This window comes from Okeania sp. SIO2C9 (assembly GCF_010672455.1).
GTDB lineage: Bacteria > Cyanobacteriota > Cyanobacteriia > Cyanobacteriales > Microcoleaceae > Okeania.
In genome coordinates this window covers 266,490-284,129 of record NZ_JAAHGO010000002.1, presented here as the reverse complement: position 1 = coordinate 284,129, position 17,640 = coordinate 266,490, and the positions used below count along the sequence as shown (strand labels likewise).

Genomic DNA, 17,640 nt, shown 5'->3' with positions numbered 1-17,640 from the left:
CCCTTTAGTCGTTGGAGCCATTGCTGGGAGCTGGGAAAGAGTATTTCATGCTTTAGCTGAGGATGCAGATCATGAATATGCCATGATCGATGCCACTATTGTTCGTGCTCATCAACATAGTGCCGGGGCCAAGGATAGTAGTGCACAACAGGAAGATATTGGCCTAAGCATTGGGGGATTGAGCAGTAAAATACATGGGGTAGTAGATGCTCTAGGTAATCCAACTCTTTTTTTTAACTACTCCTCAAACTTCAATCTGGGATGGAGCAGATGTCCTATTACCGAATAATTAATAATTAATAATTAATAATTAAATAATTCGCGCCTTGAAGCCTCCCTTTGGATAGGGGAAAAAAAGCGGTCGAGGGATGGCGAGGTCTCTGAGCCATATCCAATGGACCAAGAAAAGAAATAATATCTCCTGATATTCAATTGCGCAGCGGTTAAAACCCGAGGTAATTATCAATTATCCATTATCAATTAATGAACGATGGTAGAAGCAGAAGCAGTATTAGGGGATAAAGCTGACGATGCTCAGGAGCGGGTGATTTAACTTATGACCCACACAGGGATAGAAGTAGTGATTCCCCCGAAAAAAAACCGCACGTGAACTCCGTGCACCTGTAGTGATCGAAAATTTCTTCGCGCCTTCTCAAACAGTAGCGATCGCGATCGCTACTAGATACGATCAACGTTGAGTTAACTTTCTAGGAGTAATTCCTACAGGTAGCCTCAGTCATTTTATGAGCATAGCGTACGCCATTGACCTAGATCATACAACACCCATTTTGTCAAATTTTTAATTGATGACACACCCTATCAAAAATTAACCGTGAATATCTCCATTAGGCATTACAGCACCTTGCATTTGAGCACCACTTAAATTAGCTGTACTTAATTCAACCCTGGTTAAAATTGAGTCATTCAAACTGGAATTACGGAAATTTGCTTTTGCCAGATAAGCGTCAGTTAGGTCTGCTTTAGTGAGATTGGCCTGACTTAAATTGGCTCTGCTAAGATCGGCCCTCACCAAATTTACTTGAGTGAGATTTGCTTTTATTAACTGAGCTTTGCCCAATTTTACGTCTGCCATGACCGCGCCAGTTAAGTTTGCTTCATTCAGCCGTGTGTCCATTAATCCTGCCCTTTCAATTTTGGCATTAATTAAACTTGCCCCAGATAAGTTAACTCCTGCCAAATTAGATTCTGTTAAAAATGCCCCATCCAAAATTGTTTGAGCTAAGTTTGCTTTTGCTAATTTAGCACCTCTAAGTAAAACTTCACTTAAGTTTGCTCCTCTTAAATCAGCTTTTGTTAAATCTGCCCCAGTCAAATCAACACCACGTAAATCAGCTCCACGCAAGTTTACCCCTCTAAGGTTAGCTATTGCATAAGCTCGCTTTTCATGACGGAGATTTGCTCCACGCATATAAGCACCACGCAAGTCAGCACCCTGTAGATTAACTCCTCGCATATCTGCCCCACTCAGATTAGCATCAATTAAAGTTGCTAATTCTAGATTGGCCTGCCGAAAGTCTGCATTCTGTAAGTTTGCGCCATGAAGATCGACATCAGCCATTTTCACAGATTGCAAATTTCCTTGAGTTAGATATGCACCACTGAGTCTGGCAGTAATTAGGTTAGCACGTTGTAGATTAACTCGGTTAAGGAAAGCTAATACAAAGTCTGCTCCCTGAAGATCTGCTCCAGAGAAATTTGCACCAATTAAATCTGCTCCATTTAACTGTACACCTTTAAGACTAATGCCATGAAAATCAGTATCTCCTGCTGCATATCTTCTCAGAATTTCACCACCACTCATTATAATTTTCCTTTCCTTACTTAAAAAATTAACTCGAAGGAAGAAGTTAGAGGGAATAAGGAAGAAGGTTAGTTAATTGTTTGAAATCAATTCTTACGTCTTACTTCCTTCAGGTTTTACTTCTTATTTCTTACTTCTTTTCATCAAAATATTTTAGCATTCAATTGTTTGCGTCCAAGCAATTGATTTTTCTCCTAGTTTTCTACCATGAATTTTGACATTTTTCAGAGATTCTGATTTCAAACTAGCGATTTTTTGTTGCACTAATGAAGTTACCATTTCTTGATTTGGGATTTGCTCAGATTCTAGGATAAGATGTAGCCAACCATTTCTTCTACCAGCTATTATTTTAATGTCTTGTTGCTGAAGTAATTGATGAATTATTAAGGCAACTGCTTTTGGATTACCTTGGGTTGCTAATTCTATAACTTTTTGTTGATTCTCATCAACACTTTCTTTTTTTTGTTCTAATTCTGTAGCGGTAGTATTGCTAGAATTACTGAAGTTAAGTTTTTTTCTTTCTTCTATTTCTAATTGTTTCAGAATTTCTTTGAATTTTGTGGACTGGTCTTGTATATTACTAATTAAATTTTCTAACGCTGTATATTTTAATAATAAACGTTGTTCTTCTGGCTCAGATTGTAAAAGGTGATTTAAAGTTTCCTCTAAGGAAATAAATTGTGTTTCTACAGTATCCATTACAGTATCTACCCTCTGATTTACCAATGTAGAAATTTCATGCTCTATTTCTAATTTTTGTTTGATTGAATCTAGGATATTTTTTCTTTCTATAGAATCTGTTTGCTCTTGGCCTTGACTATCTATTTTTGGTTGAATAGCAACAGAAGGTATTATTTGTTGTGGATCAATTGAATCGGTAAGATTTTTGGCTTCTTGTTGATTATTATTTTGGTAAATTCTTTTTATTTGGGAATTTTCAAATGAACTTATAGACGATGATTCTTGAGTAAAAATTTCACCTTTCTGAAAAGCACTGTTATTTTCTGGAGCGCTGATTTTTTGCTCTGAATCTTCAACTTGTACTTGACTATTTGTAGGTAGAATAATTTCTGATGAATAGCAAGTACTTAAAGCATTGATAATTACATTTGCTACTTGAGCATATTCATCTGGATCTTCAAAATTATTAGCCGTACTATATAAAGAAGATTCTAAATCTGTAATAGATAGACATAAATTAAATATTTGCCTGATTAGACTATCTAAGTTTTTTGTTTTCAGCAATAACCAATCTCTTTCCCCAAAATTAAATTGATGTTCTACGATTGAAAAAATCAGAATTTTTGTCTTTAATGGATTAGTTCCTTCCATGATTTTTTGCCGCACATCAAACAATTTTCCAGGGTCTCTTTCATAAGATTCTTCTACTACTAATCTCTCTTTAAGAATTGTTTGTTCACCTGAATCTTCCTGAAGACCCCAAATGGGACTAGATTCCATAATTGTCATGTCTTCTTCTTCTTCAGGATATAGTTTACCTACACTGTCAATTATTTTCTGTGCTAATAAACCATATTCTGTTTTTTTGTTAACTTTAGAAACTATTCTAGATAAGCGATGATCTAAGGTTTCTATATTTCCGGTTTTTTTATATAATTCTTCTATTAATTCCTTGAGATTAATTTCTTCTAATTTAGTTTCATCATTTTCCCACCTGCCTTCGCAAGCACAATAGATTACTTTCTTGATTCTGATTAAATCTGCATCTTGTTTGAGTTCATTAACTACTGTATCTATGATTGAAAATGATTCCATACTTTTTATCCCTGAATAATTTGTAATTTTTTTTCTAAGTTATTGAAACTTTAAAATGATTTACTGATAATAGTCAGCTCTTAAACATCAGTTTGGGCAAAAAATAATACTCAAATTGCTGTTCATCAAAAATAGGATTTTATTGGATAATTCAAGATGCTGTGTTTGATTTAGCTCTAGTCATGGATAATAATCAGACCATTATAAATTATATAGTAGTCCTATTTGAGTTGTGCAGAAAATATCTCGAAATTAGGGAACAGGAGTAAGGCTTTTCACTTTTTTATCTACTATTCGATTGTTTACAAATTATTTAAGCTACTATATTACTGTGGTTATAGAATTATTTGAAATACAAAAGTAATATAGTCATCAACTCTACTAGAATATCAAGTCAATTTGTAATTAATTCAGTCACTTTGCTACAGTAGAAAATTATTAAGCTGTTTAAATATTGAACAGCTTATATCAATTTTGGCAAAGGGAACGAGATGGGGAGATGGGGAGATAGTCCGATTTACAGCGGTTTTCATTTGGGTAGACCACAGTAGGGGCGATTCGCGTTTGCGGAGCATTCCGTAGGAAATCGCCCCTACAAAGTTTGATGTGTGAAGATGTGGTTCATCAAGAGCGAAAAGCGCTGTAAGCTTGAAGTGTGGATAGAATTTTAACGAAGTCAGAAGTCAGAAGTCAGAAGCGAGTGTGTAATTCTGAGGGGACCTCAGAATGTAAGACACACATCTGACAGTCAGAAGTTATTTTTGTAACGGGGATTTGAGCCCCGCTCCAAAAATATTTCGCCTTAAAAGGCGAGGTTTTAGACCCAATTATTTTGATAAACATATACTGTATAACCATATTTCATATTAAACGGAACTTACGCAAATGTACTATATATAGTAGATCAAAACTATAGCACTATGGTACATATAGTGTTTTTCTCGGAAAAATGGGTAATATCATGTTTAGCTTAATAACTTTTATAGCGCTACGCATTAAGGTTAGGACATAAATAGCAGCTGAAACCCTTTTGTATATCCTCATGTTGCCTATTGCCTCTCTTGATGCGCTACCAGGTGCGTCTTTCGCCGACGCGGGGTCGCACCGCTGTTGCCTGTTGCCTTGCGTGTAGCACCACAAATATATTTTCAAAAAAAAATAGTATTATATGAAAAATTTTGATGTAATTGTCATTGGTAGTGGTATTGGAGGATTAGTTGCAGGAGCAATGCTAGCCTACTATGGCAAAAAAGTATTAGTTTGTGAAAGCCATGCTATTCCTGGGGGAGCTGCTCATTCTTTCTCCCGCCAAGGCTTCCACTTTGACTCTGGCCCCTCATTTTATTGTGGACTAGCTGACCCCAATAGTCTCAATCCTTTACAAAAAGTCCTAGAAATTTTGGGAGAATCTATTGAGACAGTTGTTTATGACCCTCTGGGACACTATCATTTTCCTGAAGGTAGTTTGCCTATCTATTCCGATGCGTCATCCTACATAGAAGCTGTTGCTAAATTCACAACTCAAGGTGCCCAAGAATTAGAACAATTTCAAGAGCATCTTTTGCAAATATATGACGGCCTCAAAGAAATTCCCACTACAATTTTAAGAGCTGATTTTTGGTTAATTCCTATTTTATTGGGAAAATATGGATTATCTTTGCTGAAGTTGTTGCCTTTTCTACGAGATATTGGAGGTTCTGTTGGGCAAATAATGGACAGATGGGTGCAAGACCCATGGGTACGTCGTTTAATTGACTTGGAATGTTTTCTCCTCTCTGGTTTAAAAGCTGATGGTACTGTTGCTCCAGAAGTGGCCTTTATGTTAGGAGAACGTTCTAATTCGGTTGTTGAATATCCTACGGGTGGTAGTGGTGCCATAGTTGATGCTTTGGTTAGAGGTTTAGAACGTTGGGGTGGTGAGTTACGTTTGAATGCTCATGTGGAACAAATATTGATAGAGTCTGGCAAGGTAATAGGGGTGCGGTTGCGTGGGGATGAAGTTGTCAGGGCGAATATTGTGATTTCCAATGCTACGATTTGGGATACCTATACTAAGTTGTTGCAATTAGAAGATTTACCTCTTTCTTACCGCGAAGCTGCTTTGGCGACTCCTGCTGTAGAGAGTTTTATGCACTTACATTTGGGTATTCGTGCTGATGGTTTGGAGGATTTGACGGGACATCATGTGGTTGTGCTTGATGGGGATGTTGATATTAGCACTCCTGGCAATACTTGTATGATTTCTATTCCTTCGGTTTGGGATTCTCATCTTGCTCCCCCCGGTCATCATGTGGTTCATGCTTATACTCTGGAATCTTTTTCTGGTTGGCAAAAGGATGACTCTTATCAACAACGCAAACGAGAAAAGGCTGAGTCTTTATTTTTGGCTCTGGAAAGGGTTATTCCTGATGTCCGACAACGTATAACTCTGGAGTTAATTGGTTCGCCTCTGACTCATGCTCGTTTTTTACGACGCGATCGCGGTTCTTATGGGCCTGCTATTGTTGCTGGTGATGGTAGTTTCCCTGGGCCTCATACTCCTATTCCTGGTTTGTATCGAGTGGGTGATAGTACGTTGCCTGGTATTGGTGTTCCGGCAGTGGCTGCTTCTGGGATGATTTGTGCTAATACTTTGGTTTCTGTCGATAAGTCTGTGTCTTTGGTTTAACTATTTACTTTTTTCAATTATGGAGAGAGGAGCTATCGCTTGAGAATTTGATTGAATAAAAAATCAAGAGTACGGGCGAACTTCACCCAACAATACAATCTTACTAGGGAAAAAATCTCCTGTCAAATCTTTTTCCCATCCATGGCGCGGATTTTTTTGGGATTTGAATTAGTGGTTTGGATTGAGCGAGCGATCGTAATTATGCTTGGTGTTATTCTTCGTTATCTGTAGCTATTTACTTTTTTCACTTATGGACAGAAGAGCGATCGCTTAGGAATTTGATTGAATAAAAAATCAATAAAATAGGCGAACTTCACCCAACAATACAATCTTACTAGGGAAAAAATCCTTTGTCAAGTCTCTTTCCCATCCATGGCGCGGATTTTTTTGGGGATTTGAATTAGTGGTTTGGATTGAGCGAGCGATCGTAATTATGCTTGGTGTTATTCTTCGTTATCTGTAGGGGCGAATACCATTCGCCCTCATATATAGAATCTGGTGCGTAAGTTCTTTTATAGGGAGAAGAGCGATCGCTTAGGAATTTGATTGAATAAAAAATCAAGAGTACGGGCGAGCTGCACCCAATAATACAATCTTACTAGGGAAAAAATCCTTTGTCAAGTCTCTTTCCCATCCATGGCGCGGATTTTTTTTTGGGGATTTGAATTGGTGGTTTGGATTGAGCGAGCGATCGTAATTATGCTTGGTGTTATTCTTCGTTATCTGTAGGGGCGAATACCATTCGCCCTCATATATAGAATCTGGTGCGTAAGTTCTTTTATAGGGAGAAGAGTGATCGCTTAGGAATTTGATTGAATAAAAAATCAAGAGTACGGGCGAGCTGCACCCAATAATACAATCTTACTAGGGAAAAAATCCTTTGTCAAGTCTCTTTCCCATCCATAGCGTGGATTTTTTTTTGGGATTTGAGGAATCTACGTCAAAGAATTTTCCATGCCAGACAACTTGCTCAGTGGAAGCAGTGGCGATCGCTTTTTTTTAGGTAACGAAAAACGATAAGAGTTTGTGCTTAGTTACTTTTGTTGCGTATGCCGCAATAAGAATTTATGGTTAGTTACTTTTGTTGCGTATGTCTCAATAGGAATTTATGGTTAGTTACTTTTGTTGCGTATGTCTCAATAGGAATTTATGGTTAGTTACTTTTGTTGCGTATGTCTCAATAGGAATTTATGGTTAGTTACTTTTGTTGCGTATGTCGCAATAGGAATTTATGGTTATAGAACCCATTTGAGATCTATATAATTATGGTAGTCAAGTCTTTTCGCGCATCAATTTTGACCGAAAATCTTGGTGTTGGTGTGTTGAATTTTTTGTATTATCTCTCCCCACATCTTCCCTCTTCCCTTTTCCCTCTTAACTCCTGTCTCCTGTCTCCTGTCTCCTGTCTCCTAACTCCTGACTCCTAGCTAAAAAAACTTGATATTTATCAAGATACCAAATGGGTTCTATAGTGCTACTTAGACATTTTTTGGTAGGAAAAATGCGTCAAAGTCAGTCTAGACAAGGGAATTACGTCAAAGCCTTAAAAATGGCTAGAACCCTTGGTAATTCAGGATTTATCCCTTTTCGACGTAAAATCCTCTGCCCATCTATGATTTGAGCCTATTTTCTGCCTTTATTTTGTGTAAGTCCCACTAATCCCTACTTAGGGATTGAAACCTAGTATTGCATGAACGGTTTTGTCTGAACTTGTGATTTCTGGAAACCCTAATCCCTACTTAGGGATTGAAACTCTTTGTGCCATCCAACGGATCAGCACAGAAATATGCTCTGGAAACCCTAATCCCTACTTAGGGATTGAAACGCATAGGGCGAATGCCATTCGCCCCTACAAAAAACCTTCTCAGCAAACCCTATTTTGTTGCCTATTTCTGATCCTTGTGCCCTGTCCCTTTGTTCCGATATATTGAAATAGTTCTGCGACCAAAATAATAAAGGAGACTCAATGAGATTAATCATCGCATTCCTATTATCTTTTCTACTGTTGGGACAAAATCCAGCTTTCGCCTTCTATCAAATTGATGGGGATTTCACAATAAACAATAATTGTGAAGCCTACACCAGCTTCAGAAAGAAAACTGGACCTGTCACTCTTGAAACGGGAAAAGTTTACCCAGTCTTAGGACTAAATAAAGAAACTGGAAATTACCTTAATATCAAAGTAGATGGACAAACTAAATGGGTAAACAAGAGCTGTGGTGAATTTAATCCCGACGGACAAAGTATCAGTGAAGCAGAAGGAGACGACACAGAAACACTCACTGGTCAAAGTTGCCCTATAGAACGTTGTATAGATAAATATGTTCTTGCCATTAGTTGGCAACCTAGTTTCTGTCAAACAAAGCAAAGTAAACCAGAGTGTATTTCCCAAACGGCAGACCGCTACGATGCGACTAACTTTACTTTACATGGCTTATGGCCTGATAGAGTTTCCTATTGTGGTGTGTCTTATGAAGACAAAAGTGATGATAAGCAGGGAGACTGGGATGATTTACCCCCATTGGATCTGGATGAACAAACAACTTCTGAGTTGGCAATATTAATGCCTGGGGTACAGTCTTATCTACATCGTCATGAGTGGGTCAAACATGGTACTTGCGATGGGCGAGATGAGGATACTTATTATGATATTTCCCTAGATTTACTTCGAGAAGTGAATGATTCTGAGGTACAGGAGTTGTTTGCGGAAAATATTGGTAAAACTATTACTCGGTCTCAAATTGACAAAGCTTTTGAAAATTCTTTTGGAGAAGGATCTGCTAAAAGTGTGAAGGTTAGATGTAGGGATGGCTTGTTTTCTGAGTTTCAAATTAAAATGCGCAGACCTCTAGTGGGAGACAAGTTAGCAGATATTGTGCTGCCGACAAAGAGAGGATCTTGCGATGATGTGTTAGTTGATGCTGCTGGGTTTTAGAAGTTGAGAGCTTTTGTTACTGGTAGCAGTGGTTTTGTTGGGGCGAATTTGGTCCGGTTGTTGTTGCAGCAGGGTTATGCTGTTCGATCGCTTGTTCGCCCCACAAGTTGTCTGGATAATCTCTATGGTTTGGATGTGGAGCTTGTGGTAGGTGACTTAAATGACTCCCACTTATGGGAGTTGATGGTGGGGTGTGAGGTTTTGTTTCATGTTGCTGCTCATTATTCTTTGTGGCAAAAAGATGGAGAGTTGCTTTACAGAGATAATGTGTTTGGTACACGCAATGTTTTGGAGGCGGCACGACGGGCAAAAATTCAACGGACGGTTTATACGAGTTCTGTTGCTGCTATTGGGGTGGGGGTTTCTGGTGCGGTTGTTGATGAGGGTTATCAGTCTCCACTGGATAAATTGATTGGTGATTATAAAAAGTCGAAGTTTTTGGCGGAGCAGGAAGCGGTGAAGGCGGTTAATTTGGGACAAGATGTGGTGATTGTTAATCCTACTACTCCTGTTGGTGCTTGGGATATTAAACCTACTCCTACTGGTGATATTATTGTGCGATTTTTGCGTAGGCAAATGCCTGCTTATGTAGATACTGGTTTGAATATTATTGATGTTCGGGATGTAGCTTGGGGACATTTGTTGGCTTTGGAGAGGGGGAAATGTGGCGATCGCTATATTTTAGGAAATGAAAATCTGACACTTAAGGGGTTACTAGATTTATTGGAGGAAATTACGGGTTTAGCTGCTCCTAGACAAACTGTTCCTGTTTGGTTGCCTTTAACTGTGGCAATAGTTGATGAAATAATTTTGGGAAGTTTGGGGAAACGACCTTCTATTCCTGTGGATGGTGTTCGGATGTCTCAGCAACGAATGTATTATGATGCTTCTAAGGCGGTGAAAGAGTTGGGTTTACCTCAGTCTTCGATTAGAGTTGCTCTTCAGGATGCTGTTGATTGGTTTCGGGAGTGAGGGAGTAGGGGCGAATGGCCATTAGCCCTTACACATTGTATGACAAGTATAGCGCTGTGCGCAGGCAACAGGCAACAGGGGCAATAAAAGGCTAATAATATAAGATTTTAGCTATTGGACAGTTCTTGTAATTTGTAAATATTCCAGCGCACATTGCTATAACTGAATTATATTACTGCGAAGCCAACGGATTTGATATTATATCAAATCCGTTTAATTCGGCACGTAAAAAATGTTCCATCTTCAACCATTACCAAATATTTCCCCATCTCCCCATCTCCCCATCTCCCCATCTCCCCATCTCCCCATCTCCCCATCTCCCCATCTCCCCATCTCCCCATCTAATTACACCGATGCTACCGGATTTGATATTATCCCTTCTTCCCTCTTCTTCCCTCTTCTTTCTTCCTTCTTCCTTCTTCCTTCTAATTACAACAAAATAAATAATAGTAGTAAAAATTTACCAGCAAATAATAAAGGTGTTGGTAATGGTAATTTTTTATCGCTTATATCAGGACTGATATTATCGTTATTGGGAATAGTATCTACAATGAGAGTGATACCATCATTACCTAAAACATATACAACTTCTCCTGTATTAACTGTAAGTTCTTGGATACATTTAGCATTCCATAAACTACCCCGATAACGAACTCTACCAAGTTGATTTGGTCGAATTATTTCATCAACTACTGCCTCTTTAGACATAGCTAACAAATATGGGTTATTTGCACTAGAAGTTTTGACAGCACTATTAAAATTCTTTAACATTTATCGCTCCTCTCCTATATATAAAGTTAATTGTGATGATTACCTGTAGAAAAATAGTAATTATTAGTTGATCTATGACTTTTGGTTGAAAGTTTTTAGTATAATATTCTTCTGTAGTCTGTAGTCTGAGTCCGCTAAAAATTTATTTTTTACTTTTGACTTATTCAATATAGATAGTCTTCACCAAATGAAACCTCTAATTGCCAACTACTATTGTTAATTTTTTCTACATTTGAAGCTTCAGTCGTCTAGGTAGTAAATCTGGAACTTTTAGTCAAAATTAGAAATTTTATAAATTCCTTGCAGAAGGAAGAAGGAAGAAGGAAGAAGGAAGAAGGAAGAAGGAAGAAGGAAGAAGGAAGAAGGAAGAAGGAAGAAGGAAGAAGGAAGAAGGAAGAAGGAAGAAAGAAGAAGGAAGAAGGAAGAAGGAAGAAGGAAGAAGGAAGAAGGAAGAAGGAAGAAGGAAGAAGGAAGAAGGAAGAAGGAAGAAGGAAGAAGGAAGAAGGAAGAAGGAAGAAGGAAGAAAGAAGAAAGAAGAAGTAAGAAGGAAGAAGGAAGAAGGAAAAATCTTGAGTTGTCTGAGTTTTAAGTTTTTTATATGTCCGCGTCCTCTTCTTAGACTGCTATACTAGGCAATCAGAATTGATAAATTTCCAGAATGAAGAAAAAATAAATATTTTGCAGGTTAATCCTGAAAAATATAAACTTAATAGATATTATTTGTATTTTTCCGAAATATGGAGATAGTAAGCTGATATACTAGATATTATTTTTTATATTATGTTTGGTTAAATATTTATACTTTGGTAAAATAAAGGCAGTAAAGTAAAAGAAAAGTAGCAAGTTTTTAACGGAGTCAGAAGTCAAAATTTAGATAGAGGAGCCTTCGGTAGTGCAACGTACAGAAGTTATTTTTGTAACGGAGATACGCGAGCAACCCTCCAAATATATTTAGCTAATCAAAGCGGGTTTTACACCCAATTATTTTGATAATGGAGAAAGTTTTCGATCACTAATTATCTAGAATTAATTAGAATTTACGCATAAATACCAAATAAATATAGTAGGGATTAACGGCCGTTAACCCCTACAAATGGTGTATAATTTCGTCTTCTGCATAAGTCCTGTTCAATCCAAAATTTTGGTCAATTTTTTTACCTACCACCTAAAACCTACCAGCTTCTTCAATGATATATATTAAGGAGAGAAATTAGAATATGGGAGGAAATTTATTTCGATTTAAACAGTTTACTATCCTACAAGACCGATGTGCAATGAAAGTCGGTACTGATGGTACTTTATTAGGAGCATGGGTAGATATTTCTGGAGCAGAAAAAATTTTGGATATTGGTACTGGTACAGGCTTAATTTCTCTAATGTTGGCACAGCGTTCGTATCAGCGGTGCAGAACACTATCTCTTGCTCAAATTGATGCTGTAGAAATTGATGTTAACTCATCTATTCAAGCTAGAGAAAATGTGGAACGATCGCCATGGTCAGATAGGATTAAAATTTACAATTCCTCTATTCAGAAATATACGGAATATTGTCAAAAAAAATACGATTTAATAGTATCAAATCCACCTTTCTTTGAAAATGCTTCTAAAGCTGCTAAAAAAGCCAGGACAGTTGCCAGACATACAGACTTTCTTTCGCAAACTGATTTATTACAAGCAGCAGTTAAACTTTTATCTGAAACAGGTAAAATAGCTGTAATTTATCCGGTAGAGCAAGCTAAAAATTTTATGATAAAAGCACGATATTTTGGATTATTTTGTCACAAAAAAATATATGTAAAACCCATGCCAAAAATTCCGACCAAGCGAATCTTGATGGAACTAAGTAAAAATCAATTACCCCCTCAAGAAAATACTATTATTATTGAAGCCACACAATATTTATACACCCCTGAATTTATCGCATTAATCAAAGACTTTTACCTAAAATATTAATCTCCTTCCTTCTTCCTGATTTAATATGACTGAACCACTAGAGACAGAACTATATTTAAGTTCAGAAAAAGACGAATTATTTGAAAAAAGCCCCTGGCCGAAACCTTTTACTTTTAATGCCGAAGTAGTCAAAGTTTTTGATAATATGGTATCTCGTTCAGTGCCTCTATACAGAGAAGTTGTAGCAGGTGCAGTGCATTGGACGCGGGCATATTACCAACCAAAAACACGCATTATTGATGTGGGGTGCTCCACAGGTACTTTCCTAGAATTATTGGGGCGATTTTTGAAACAGCCAGCAATTTTAGTAGGAATTGATAATTCTCAAGATATGCTGGATAAAGCTAAAGAAAAATTAGCTCAAATTCAAGGTTTTCATCAGATAGAGTTAATTTGTGAAAATGCAGAAAATTACTCTTTTGAAAATAGTAGTGTGGTAGTGATGAACTACACCTTACAATTTTTATCTCTCCCTCAACGACAAAAATTATTGCAGGCAATTTATCAAGGTTTAGTTCCTGGTGGTTTGTTATTTATAAGTGAAAAAATCAGGTCTAATTGTCCTCAGTTTCAAGAACAAATTGCCCATCATTATGAAGCTTTTAAAGCTAAAAATGGTTATGCTCAGAATGAAATTGAACGAAAAAAAGAGGCTCTGGAAAATGTATTAGTTCCTTTGACAGAAATTCAACAATTGCAAATGTTGAATGACAGTGGTTTTCAACAAGTAGAATCGCTGATTAAATTTCATAATTTCATCTCGTTTGTGGCATTAAAATAGTTGGATTAAATTAAAAAAGGGAGTAGGGGAGTAGGGGAGTGGGGGAGTGAGGGAGTGGGGGAGTAGTAAACATAAGAGTAATTAATACTAAATGGCTAATAATTATCAAAAATGCTATTCCACCTGTGTTATATCATGTCCGGTTGAATACTTATAAATAAACGACGGAGGAGTCAGGAGTCAGGAGGACCGAGTCAGGAGGGAAGAAAGAAGCAAGAAGAAAGAGGAGGAAAAGGAAAAAGAGGAGAAAGTTTTTTGATCGCTAATTATCCGGACATGATATTAATTACTTAATAATTGAAGTTCCACCTAAGAAAAGCATTCTTTTTTCACCCTTAGTAATCTATATAGACGTTGCATAAGGGCGTCCCTACTATTCTCTGTTCCCTGTTCCCTGTTCCCTAAGCAGGAAAATCATAGCTAAATTCACCAACGCCAATTTTTCCTACTTATTTAGGCTGACTATTAAATATACAATTAAATATACAATTAATTTTATACCAATTTCATCAACTTAGGCTACACTACTTATCTTATTCTTTGTGTGAAATAATTCCCTGAAATTACTGTAGCGTCAAAGTTTTAAGCTTATAAAATCTTACTTTTAACTTTTGACTTTTGACTTTTGACTTCCGTGAAACGGTATTACTTGACTACTTACAGCGTATTTCAGGTTTATGAGGTACACTCGCAACAATTTTACAGCACTTTTTAAGATGGTGAGGTACAGTTCAATATTAATCTATATCCCCTCTTCCCTACTCCCTACTCCCTACTCCCTACTTCCAAAATGTTAATATTAGCAGAACATATACTATTCATCAAACTGTGAGGTTTTCTGATGTTGACCCTTTATCACACCCCAATATCTCCTAATTCCCGTCGCGTCTGGGTGACATTGCTAGAAAAAGGACTTGAGTTTGAGCTGGTAGAACTCAAACTGAGTGATGGAGAACAATTTCAACCGGATTATTTGGCAATCAACCCTTTCCACCACATTCCTGCTTTGGTAGATGATGGCTTTAATGTAGTGGAATCTTTAGCAATTCTAGACTATTTAGAAGCGAAGTACCCTACCCCTACTATGTTACCTCAAGATGTCAAAGACCTAACAGTTGTGCGAATGGTACAAATGGTCAGTGTTAATGAATTATTGCCTTCCATCGATGCATTAGTACCAAGAATCTTTGATTTACCAGGAGAGAACTTAGAAAAAGTTGAGAAGGCGCAACAGAAAATTGCTACAACACTAACGTTTTTTGAGAAATTATTGGGCGATCGCTCTTATTTTGGTAGTGACAATTTAACCTTAGCTGATGTTGTTGCTGGAACAATTATTCCTATCTTCTTAATAAGAGGTAGTATTTCCTTGGATGAATATCCTAAAGTAAGTGCTTGGTGCGATCGCTTAATGGCACGTCCAACATGGCAAACTTCTAAGATTACACCAGAAGCATTTGAAAACTTCAGGTCTATTCTGGTAGCTCGAATGCAAAAAAATTGAAGAAGATGGTAGGTTTTAGGTTTTAGGTGGTAGGTTTTAGGTGGTAGGTGGTAGGTTTTAGGTGATAGGTGGTAGGTTTTATATAGAATCCAATAGAGTTGTCGCTAAATAAAGGAAAAAAATCACTCTCACCTAGACAGAGCAATAATTCCAACCATTTTTATTCTCCAATAGCTACAATCCTTACAGAACAAGGTTTTTGGGGATTTTTTAAGTTATAAAGCGACAAGTCTAATATACAGTATATGTTTATGATTCTATCCACACTTCCATATTCAATCTCCCCTACTCCCCTACTCCCCCGCTCCCCTACTCCCCACCTCTGCCATATTACAAATCTCGGTGAGTAAATGCCTTAGCGCGATCGCCAGAATAAGTAGCAGCAATATGACCATCACCTACAACTTGATATTTATAAGTCACTAACCCTTCTAAACCTACTGGACCTCTTGGTGGCATTTTCTGTGTACTAATTCCTACTTCAGCTCCAAAACCATAACGGAAGCCATCAGAAAACCGAGTCGAACAGTTATGGAATACTCCTGCCGCATCTATTTGAGCCAGAAATAATTCTGCAGTTTCTCTATCCTCAGTTACAATAGCATCTGTATGTCCAGAACCATAAGTATTGATGTGAGCGATCGCTGAGTCTAAATTATCTACCACCTTAATTGACAATACTAAATCGCTATATTCTGTTGCCCAGTCTACTTCTGTCGCCACTTTTACCGACGGTAAAACCTTCCGAGTAGCTTCATCACCTAGTAACTCTACCTGATGCTTTTCCATCATTGGGAAAACCTCTGTCAAAAACTTGTCAGCAATATCAGTGTGAACTAACAAAGTTTCCACTGCATTACAAGCAGCAGGATACTGAGTTTTGGCATCCACAGTAACAGCAACTGCCTTTTGAATATCCGCTGACTTATCTACATAAACATGACATATTCCTTCAGCGTGACCCAAAACAGGAATTTGAGTATTTTCCTGTACAAATTTCACAAAAGAATTAGAACCTCTGGGAATAATTAAATTGACATATTTATCTAACTTCAGTAACTCCAGAGTTTCCTCCCGCGTAGTTAACAACTGTACTGCATCAGGATTAACAGAAGTTGTTGCCAGTCCTTGGCGAATTGCTGTAACTAACTCTTGACATGAATTAGTTGCTTCTTTACCTCCTTTGAGAATGACACCATTTCCTGATTTAATTGCCAAAGCTGAAATTTGAATTACAGCATCAGGACGAGCTTCAAAAACTACACCAATAACTCCCAATGGACAAGTAATACGTTTGAGAATTAATCCTTCATCTAGTTCTCGATGTATTTGCACCGTACCAACTGGGTCAGCCAAAATAGAAACATTCCGTAGACCTGCGATCGCGCCGTTAAGTTTGGCCTCGTCCATTTTCAGTCGATTATAAAGAGGTTTAGCAATTCCATCGGTTTGAGCTATCTGACAGTCAAGTTTATTTGCTGCGAGAATTTTTGGTGCTGCGGTTTCTAGTGCTTGAGCGACTGCTTCAATTGCTTGATTTTTTGCTTCTGTGGATAAACCTGCTGATTTTTGTGCTGCTTGACGGGTTGTTTTGGCTATTTCAGTCAAAGAAACTTCTATAATCATCGTCTTTTTGGGATTTTTTTACGACTTATTTTATCATTATACTGCTTTGGTCTAATAATTATTAATGATATTGTGATTGACATTAATTATTAAATTTGCATATATATTTTCAAGTTAATTTTATCGCAATTCCCATATTGGTGAGGTACAAAATTCGTTTGTTTTAGGGAGCAGGGAGCAGGTAGCAGGTAGGGAGGTTGTATACAACCTCCCTACAGGGTAGTAATCCGAGAAACAGGGGATAGAAAAGAATAAAAACAACTATATCTCACGCTTTTTCAGAAAGGCTATTTTAAGCAAAAAACATATTGATGAAGCATTGAAAAAAAGTGTATTTTCTGTCAAATTACAACATTGATATTGATCGATATTTCTACTCCATATAACTTCAAATTAATCAATAAATATATCTTATTTTTTTTGATAAATACATTATCAATGTACTTGATATACCAAGATTTTACTAACTTATTTTCTACTTAATATATTTGTTGATTAGTAAAAAGCATTTTCTGGAAAAATTTAGAACATATAATTTGACATTTTTATATATATTTTATTCAAAAATAATTAGAGGATAATAATTTCAAAGTCAAGGGATATCATTGAATAGTAGTCTTTGATCCGTAGCATTGCATTAGTAATAGACTGATATGTGATTTGCTAATTGTTATATACGATTAACTAATTACTAAAATATTACAATTTCTGTCCGGATATCTCTCCTTTCAGGCAGAAAGCAATCAATAGACTAATTTTATCTTCAATAACCAAAAAAATCAGTTCTCAAGCCTCCCATTTTAATGGGATAAAAAAGAAAATTCTGCTTTCTA

General features: G+C 37.0%; 12 protein-coding genes and 1 pseudogene. 9 read left to right on the top strand and 4 right to left on the bottom strand.

The window, feature by feature from the left end; all coding sequences use genetic code 11:
• Positions 1-223, top strand: a pseudogene (locus tag F6K23_RS02460) (IS5/IS1182 family transposase); the annotation flags it as partial.
• A gap of 603 nt (positions 224-826) precedes the next feature.
• On the opposite strand, the gene F6K23_RS02455 reads toward F6K23_RS02460, so the two are convergent.
• Both F6K23_RS02455 and F6K23_RS02450 read right to left on the bottom strand, forming a co-directional pair.
• A complete protein-coding gene (locus tag F6K23_RS02455) occupies positions 827-1,822 on the bottom strand; it encodes a pentapeptide repeat-containing protein (RefSeq protein ID WP_293150168.1) in 996 nt (331 codons plus the stop codon).
• A gap of 153 nt (positions 1,823-1,975) precedes the next feature.
• Entirely contained in the window at positions 1,976-3,598 is a 1,623-nt protein-coding gene (locus F6K23_RS02450) for a hypothetical protein (RefSeq protein WP_293150166.1), read from the bottom strand.
• A gap of 1,168 nt (positions 3,599-4,766) precedes the next feature.
• Between F6K23_RS02450 and F6K23_RS02445 the strand changes: the two genes are divergently transcribed.
• From F6K23_RS02445 to hpnA, 4 genes are all read left to right on the top strand, one after another.
• Complete coding sequence (locus F6K23_RS02445; RefSeq protein WP_293150164.1) at positions 4,767-6,266, top strand: NAD(P)/FAD-dependent oxidoreductase; 1,500 nt, start codon at positions 4,767-4,769, stop codon at positions 6,264-6,266.
• 51 nt (positions 6,267-6,317) lie between these two features.
• Positions 6,318-6,497 (top strand): hypothetical protein, encoded by a 180-nt coding sequence (locus F6K23_RS02440; protein ID WP_293150162.1) that lies wholly within the window; start codon positions 6,318-6,320, stop codon positions 6,495-6,497.
• 1,735 nt (positions 6,498-8,232) lie between these two features.
• The gene (locus F6K23_RS02435; protein WP_293150160.1) at positions 8,233-9,201 is read left to right on the top strand and encodes a ribonuclease T2; all 969 of its coding nucleotides are present in this window, start codon (positions 8,233-8,235) and stop codon (positions 9,199-9,201) included.
• A 3-nt stretch (positions 9,202-9,204) separates the two neighbouring features.
• A complete protein-coding gene (gene hpnA, locus F6K23_RS02430) occupies positions 9,205-10,173 on the top strand; it encodes a hopanoid-associated sugar epimerase (protein WP_293150158.1) in 969 nt (322 codons plus the stop codon).
• 429 nt (positions 10,174-10,602) lie between these two features.
• On the opposite strand, the gene F6K23_RS02425 is transcribed toward hpnA, so the two are convergent.
• A complete protein-coding gene (locus F6K23_RS02425) occupies positions 10,603-10,944 on the bottom strand; it encodes an NfeD family protein (protein ID WP_293150156.1) in 342 nt (113 codons plus the stop codon).
• A gap of 300 nt (positions 10,945-11,244) precedes the next feature.
• On the opposite strand from F6K23_RS02425, the gene F6K23_RS02420 reads away from it, so the two are divergent.
• The 4 genes from F6K23_RS02420 (at position 11,245) to F6K23_RS02405 (ending at position 15,181) form a co-directional block, all read left to right on the top strand.
• Positions 11,245-11,487, top strand: a complete 243-nt coding sequence (locus F6K23_RS02420) for a hypothetical protein (protein WP_293150154.1) — start codon at positions 11,245-11,247, stop codon at positions 11,485-11,487.
• 674 nt (positions 11,488-12,161) lie between these two features.
• Entirely contained in the window at positions 12,162-12,896 is a 735-nt protein-coding gene (locus F6K23_RS02415) for a tRNA1(Val) (adenine(37)-N6)-methyltransferase (protein WP_293150153.1), read from the top strand.
• Between the two features lie 25 nt (positions 12,897-12,921).
• Positions 12,922-13,677 (top strand): carboxy-S-adenosyl-L-methionine synthase CmoA, encoded by a 756-nt coding sequence (gene cmoA, locus F6K23_RS02410; RefSeq protein WP_293150151.1) that lies wholly within the window; start codon positions 12,922-12,924, stop codon positions 13,675-13,677.
• An 841-nt stretch (positions 13,678-14,518) separates the two neighbouring features.
• Entirely contained in the window at positions 14,519-15,181 is a 663-nt protein-coding gene (locus tag F6K23_RS02405) for a glutathione S-transferase family protein (protein WP_293150149.1), read from the top strand.
• Positions 15,182-15,511: 330 nt separating this feature from the next.
• Here the strand turns inward: F6K23_RS02405 and F6K23_RS02400 are convergent, their stop codons facing one another.
• Positions 15,512-16,807, bottom strand: a complete 1,296-nt coding sequence (locus F6K23_RS02400) for a glutamate-5-semialdehyde dehydrogenase (RefSeq protein ID WP_293150147.1) — start codon at positions 16,805-16,807, stop codon at positions 15,512-15,514.
• Between the last annotated feature and the right edge of the window lie 833 nt (positions 16,808-17,640).

What these genes read in the sequence shown, in the direction of transcription:
- F6K23_RS02455 (WP_293150168.1), bottom strand. Translation starts at nt 1,822, where the DNA reads ATGAGTGGTGGTGAAATTCTGAGAAGATATGCAGCAGGAGATACTGAT.
- F6K23_RS02450 (WP_293150166.1), bottom strand. Translation starts at nt 3,598, where the DNA reads ATGGAATCATTTTCAATCATAGATACAGTAGTTAATGAACTCAAACAA.
- F6K23_RS02445 (WP_293150164.1), top strand. Translation starts at nt 4,767, where the DNA reads ATGAAAAATTTTGATGTAATTGTCATTGGTAGTGGTATTGGAGGATTA.
- F6K23_RS02435 (WP_293150160.1), top strand. Translation starts at nt 8,233, where the DNA reads ATGAGATTAATCATCGCATTCCTATTATCTTTTCTACTGTTGGGACAA.
- F6K23_RS02425 (WP_293150156.1), bottom strand. Translation starts at nt 10,944, where the DNA reads ATGTTAAAGAATTTTAATAGTGCTGTCAAAACTTCTAGTGCAAATAAC.
- F6K23_RS02415 (WP_293150153.1), top strand. Translation starts at nt 12,162, where the DNA reads ATGGGAGGAAATTTATTTCGATTTAAACAGTTTACTATCCTACAAGAC.
- cmoA (WP_293150151.1), top strand. Translation starts at nt 12,922, where the DNA reads ATGACTGAACCACTAGAGACAGAACTATATTTAAGTTCAGAAAAAGAC.
- F6K23_RS02405 (WP_293150149.1), top strand. Translation starts at nt 14,519, where the DNA reads ATGTTGACCCTTTATCACACCCCAATATCTCCTAATTCCCGTCGCGTC.
- F6K23_RS02400 (WP_293150147.1), bottom strand. Translation starts at nt 16,807, where the DNA reads ATGATTATAGAAGTTTCTTTGACTGAAATAGCCAAAACAACCCGTCAA.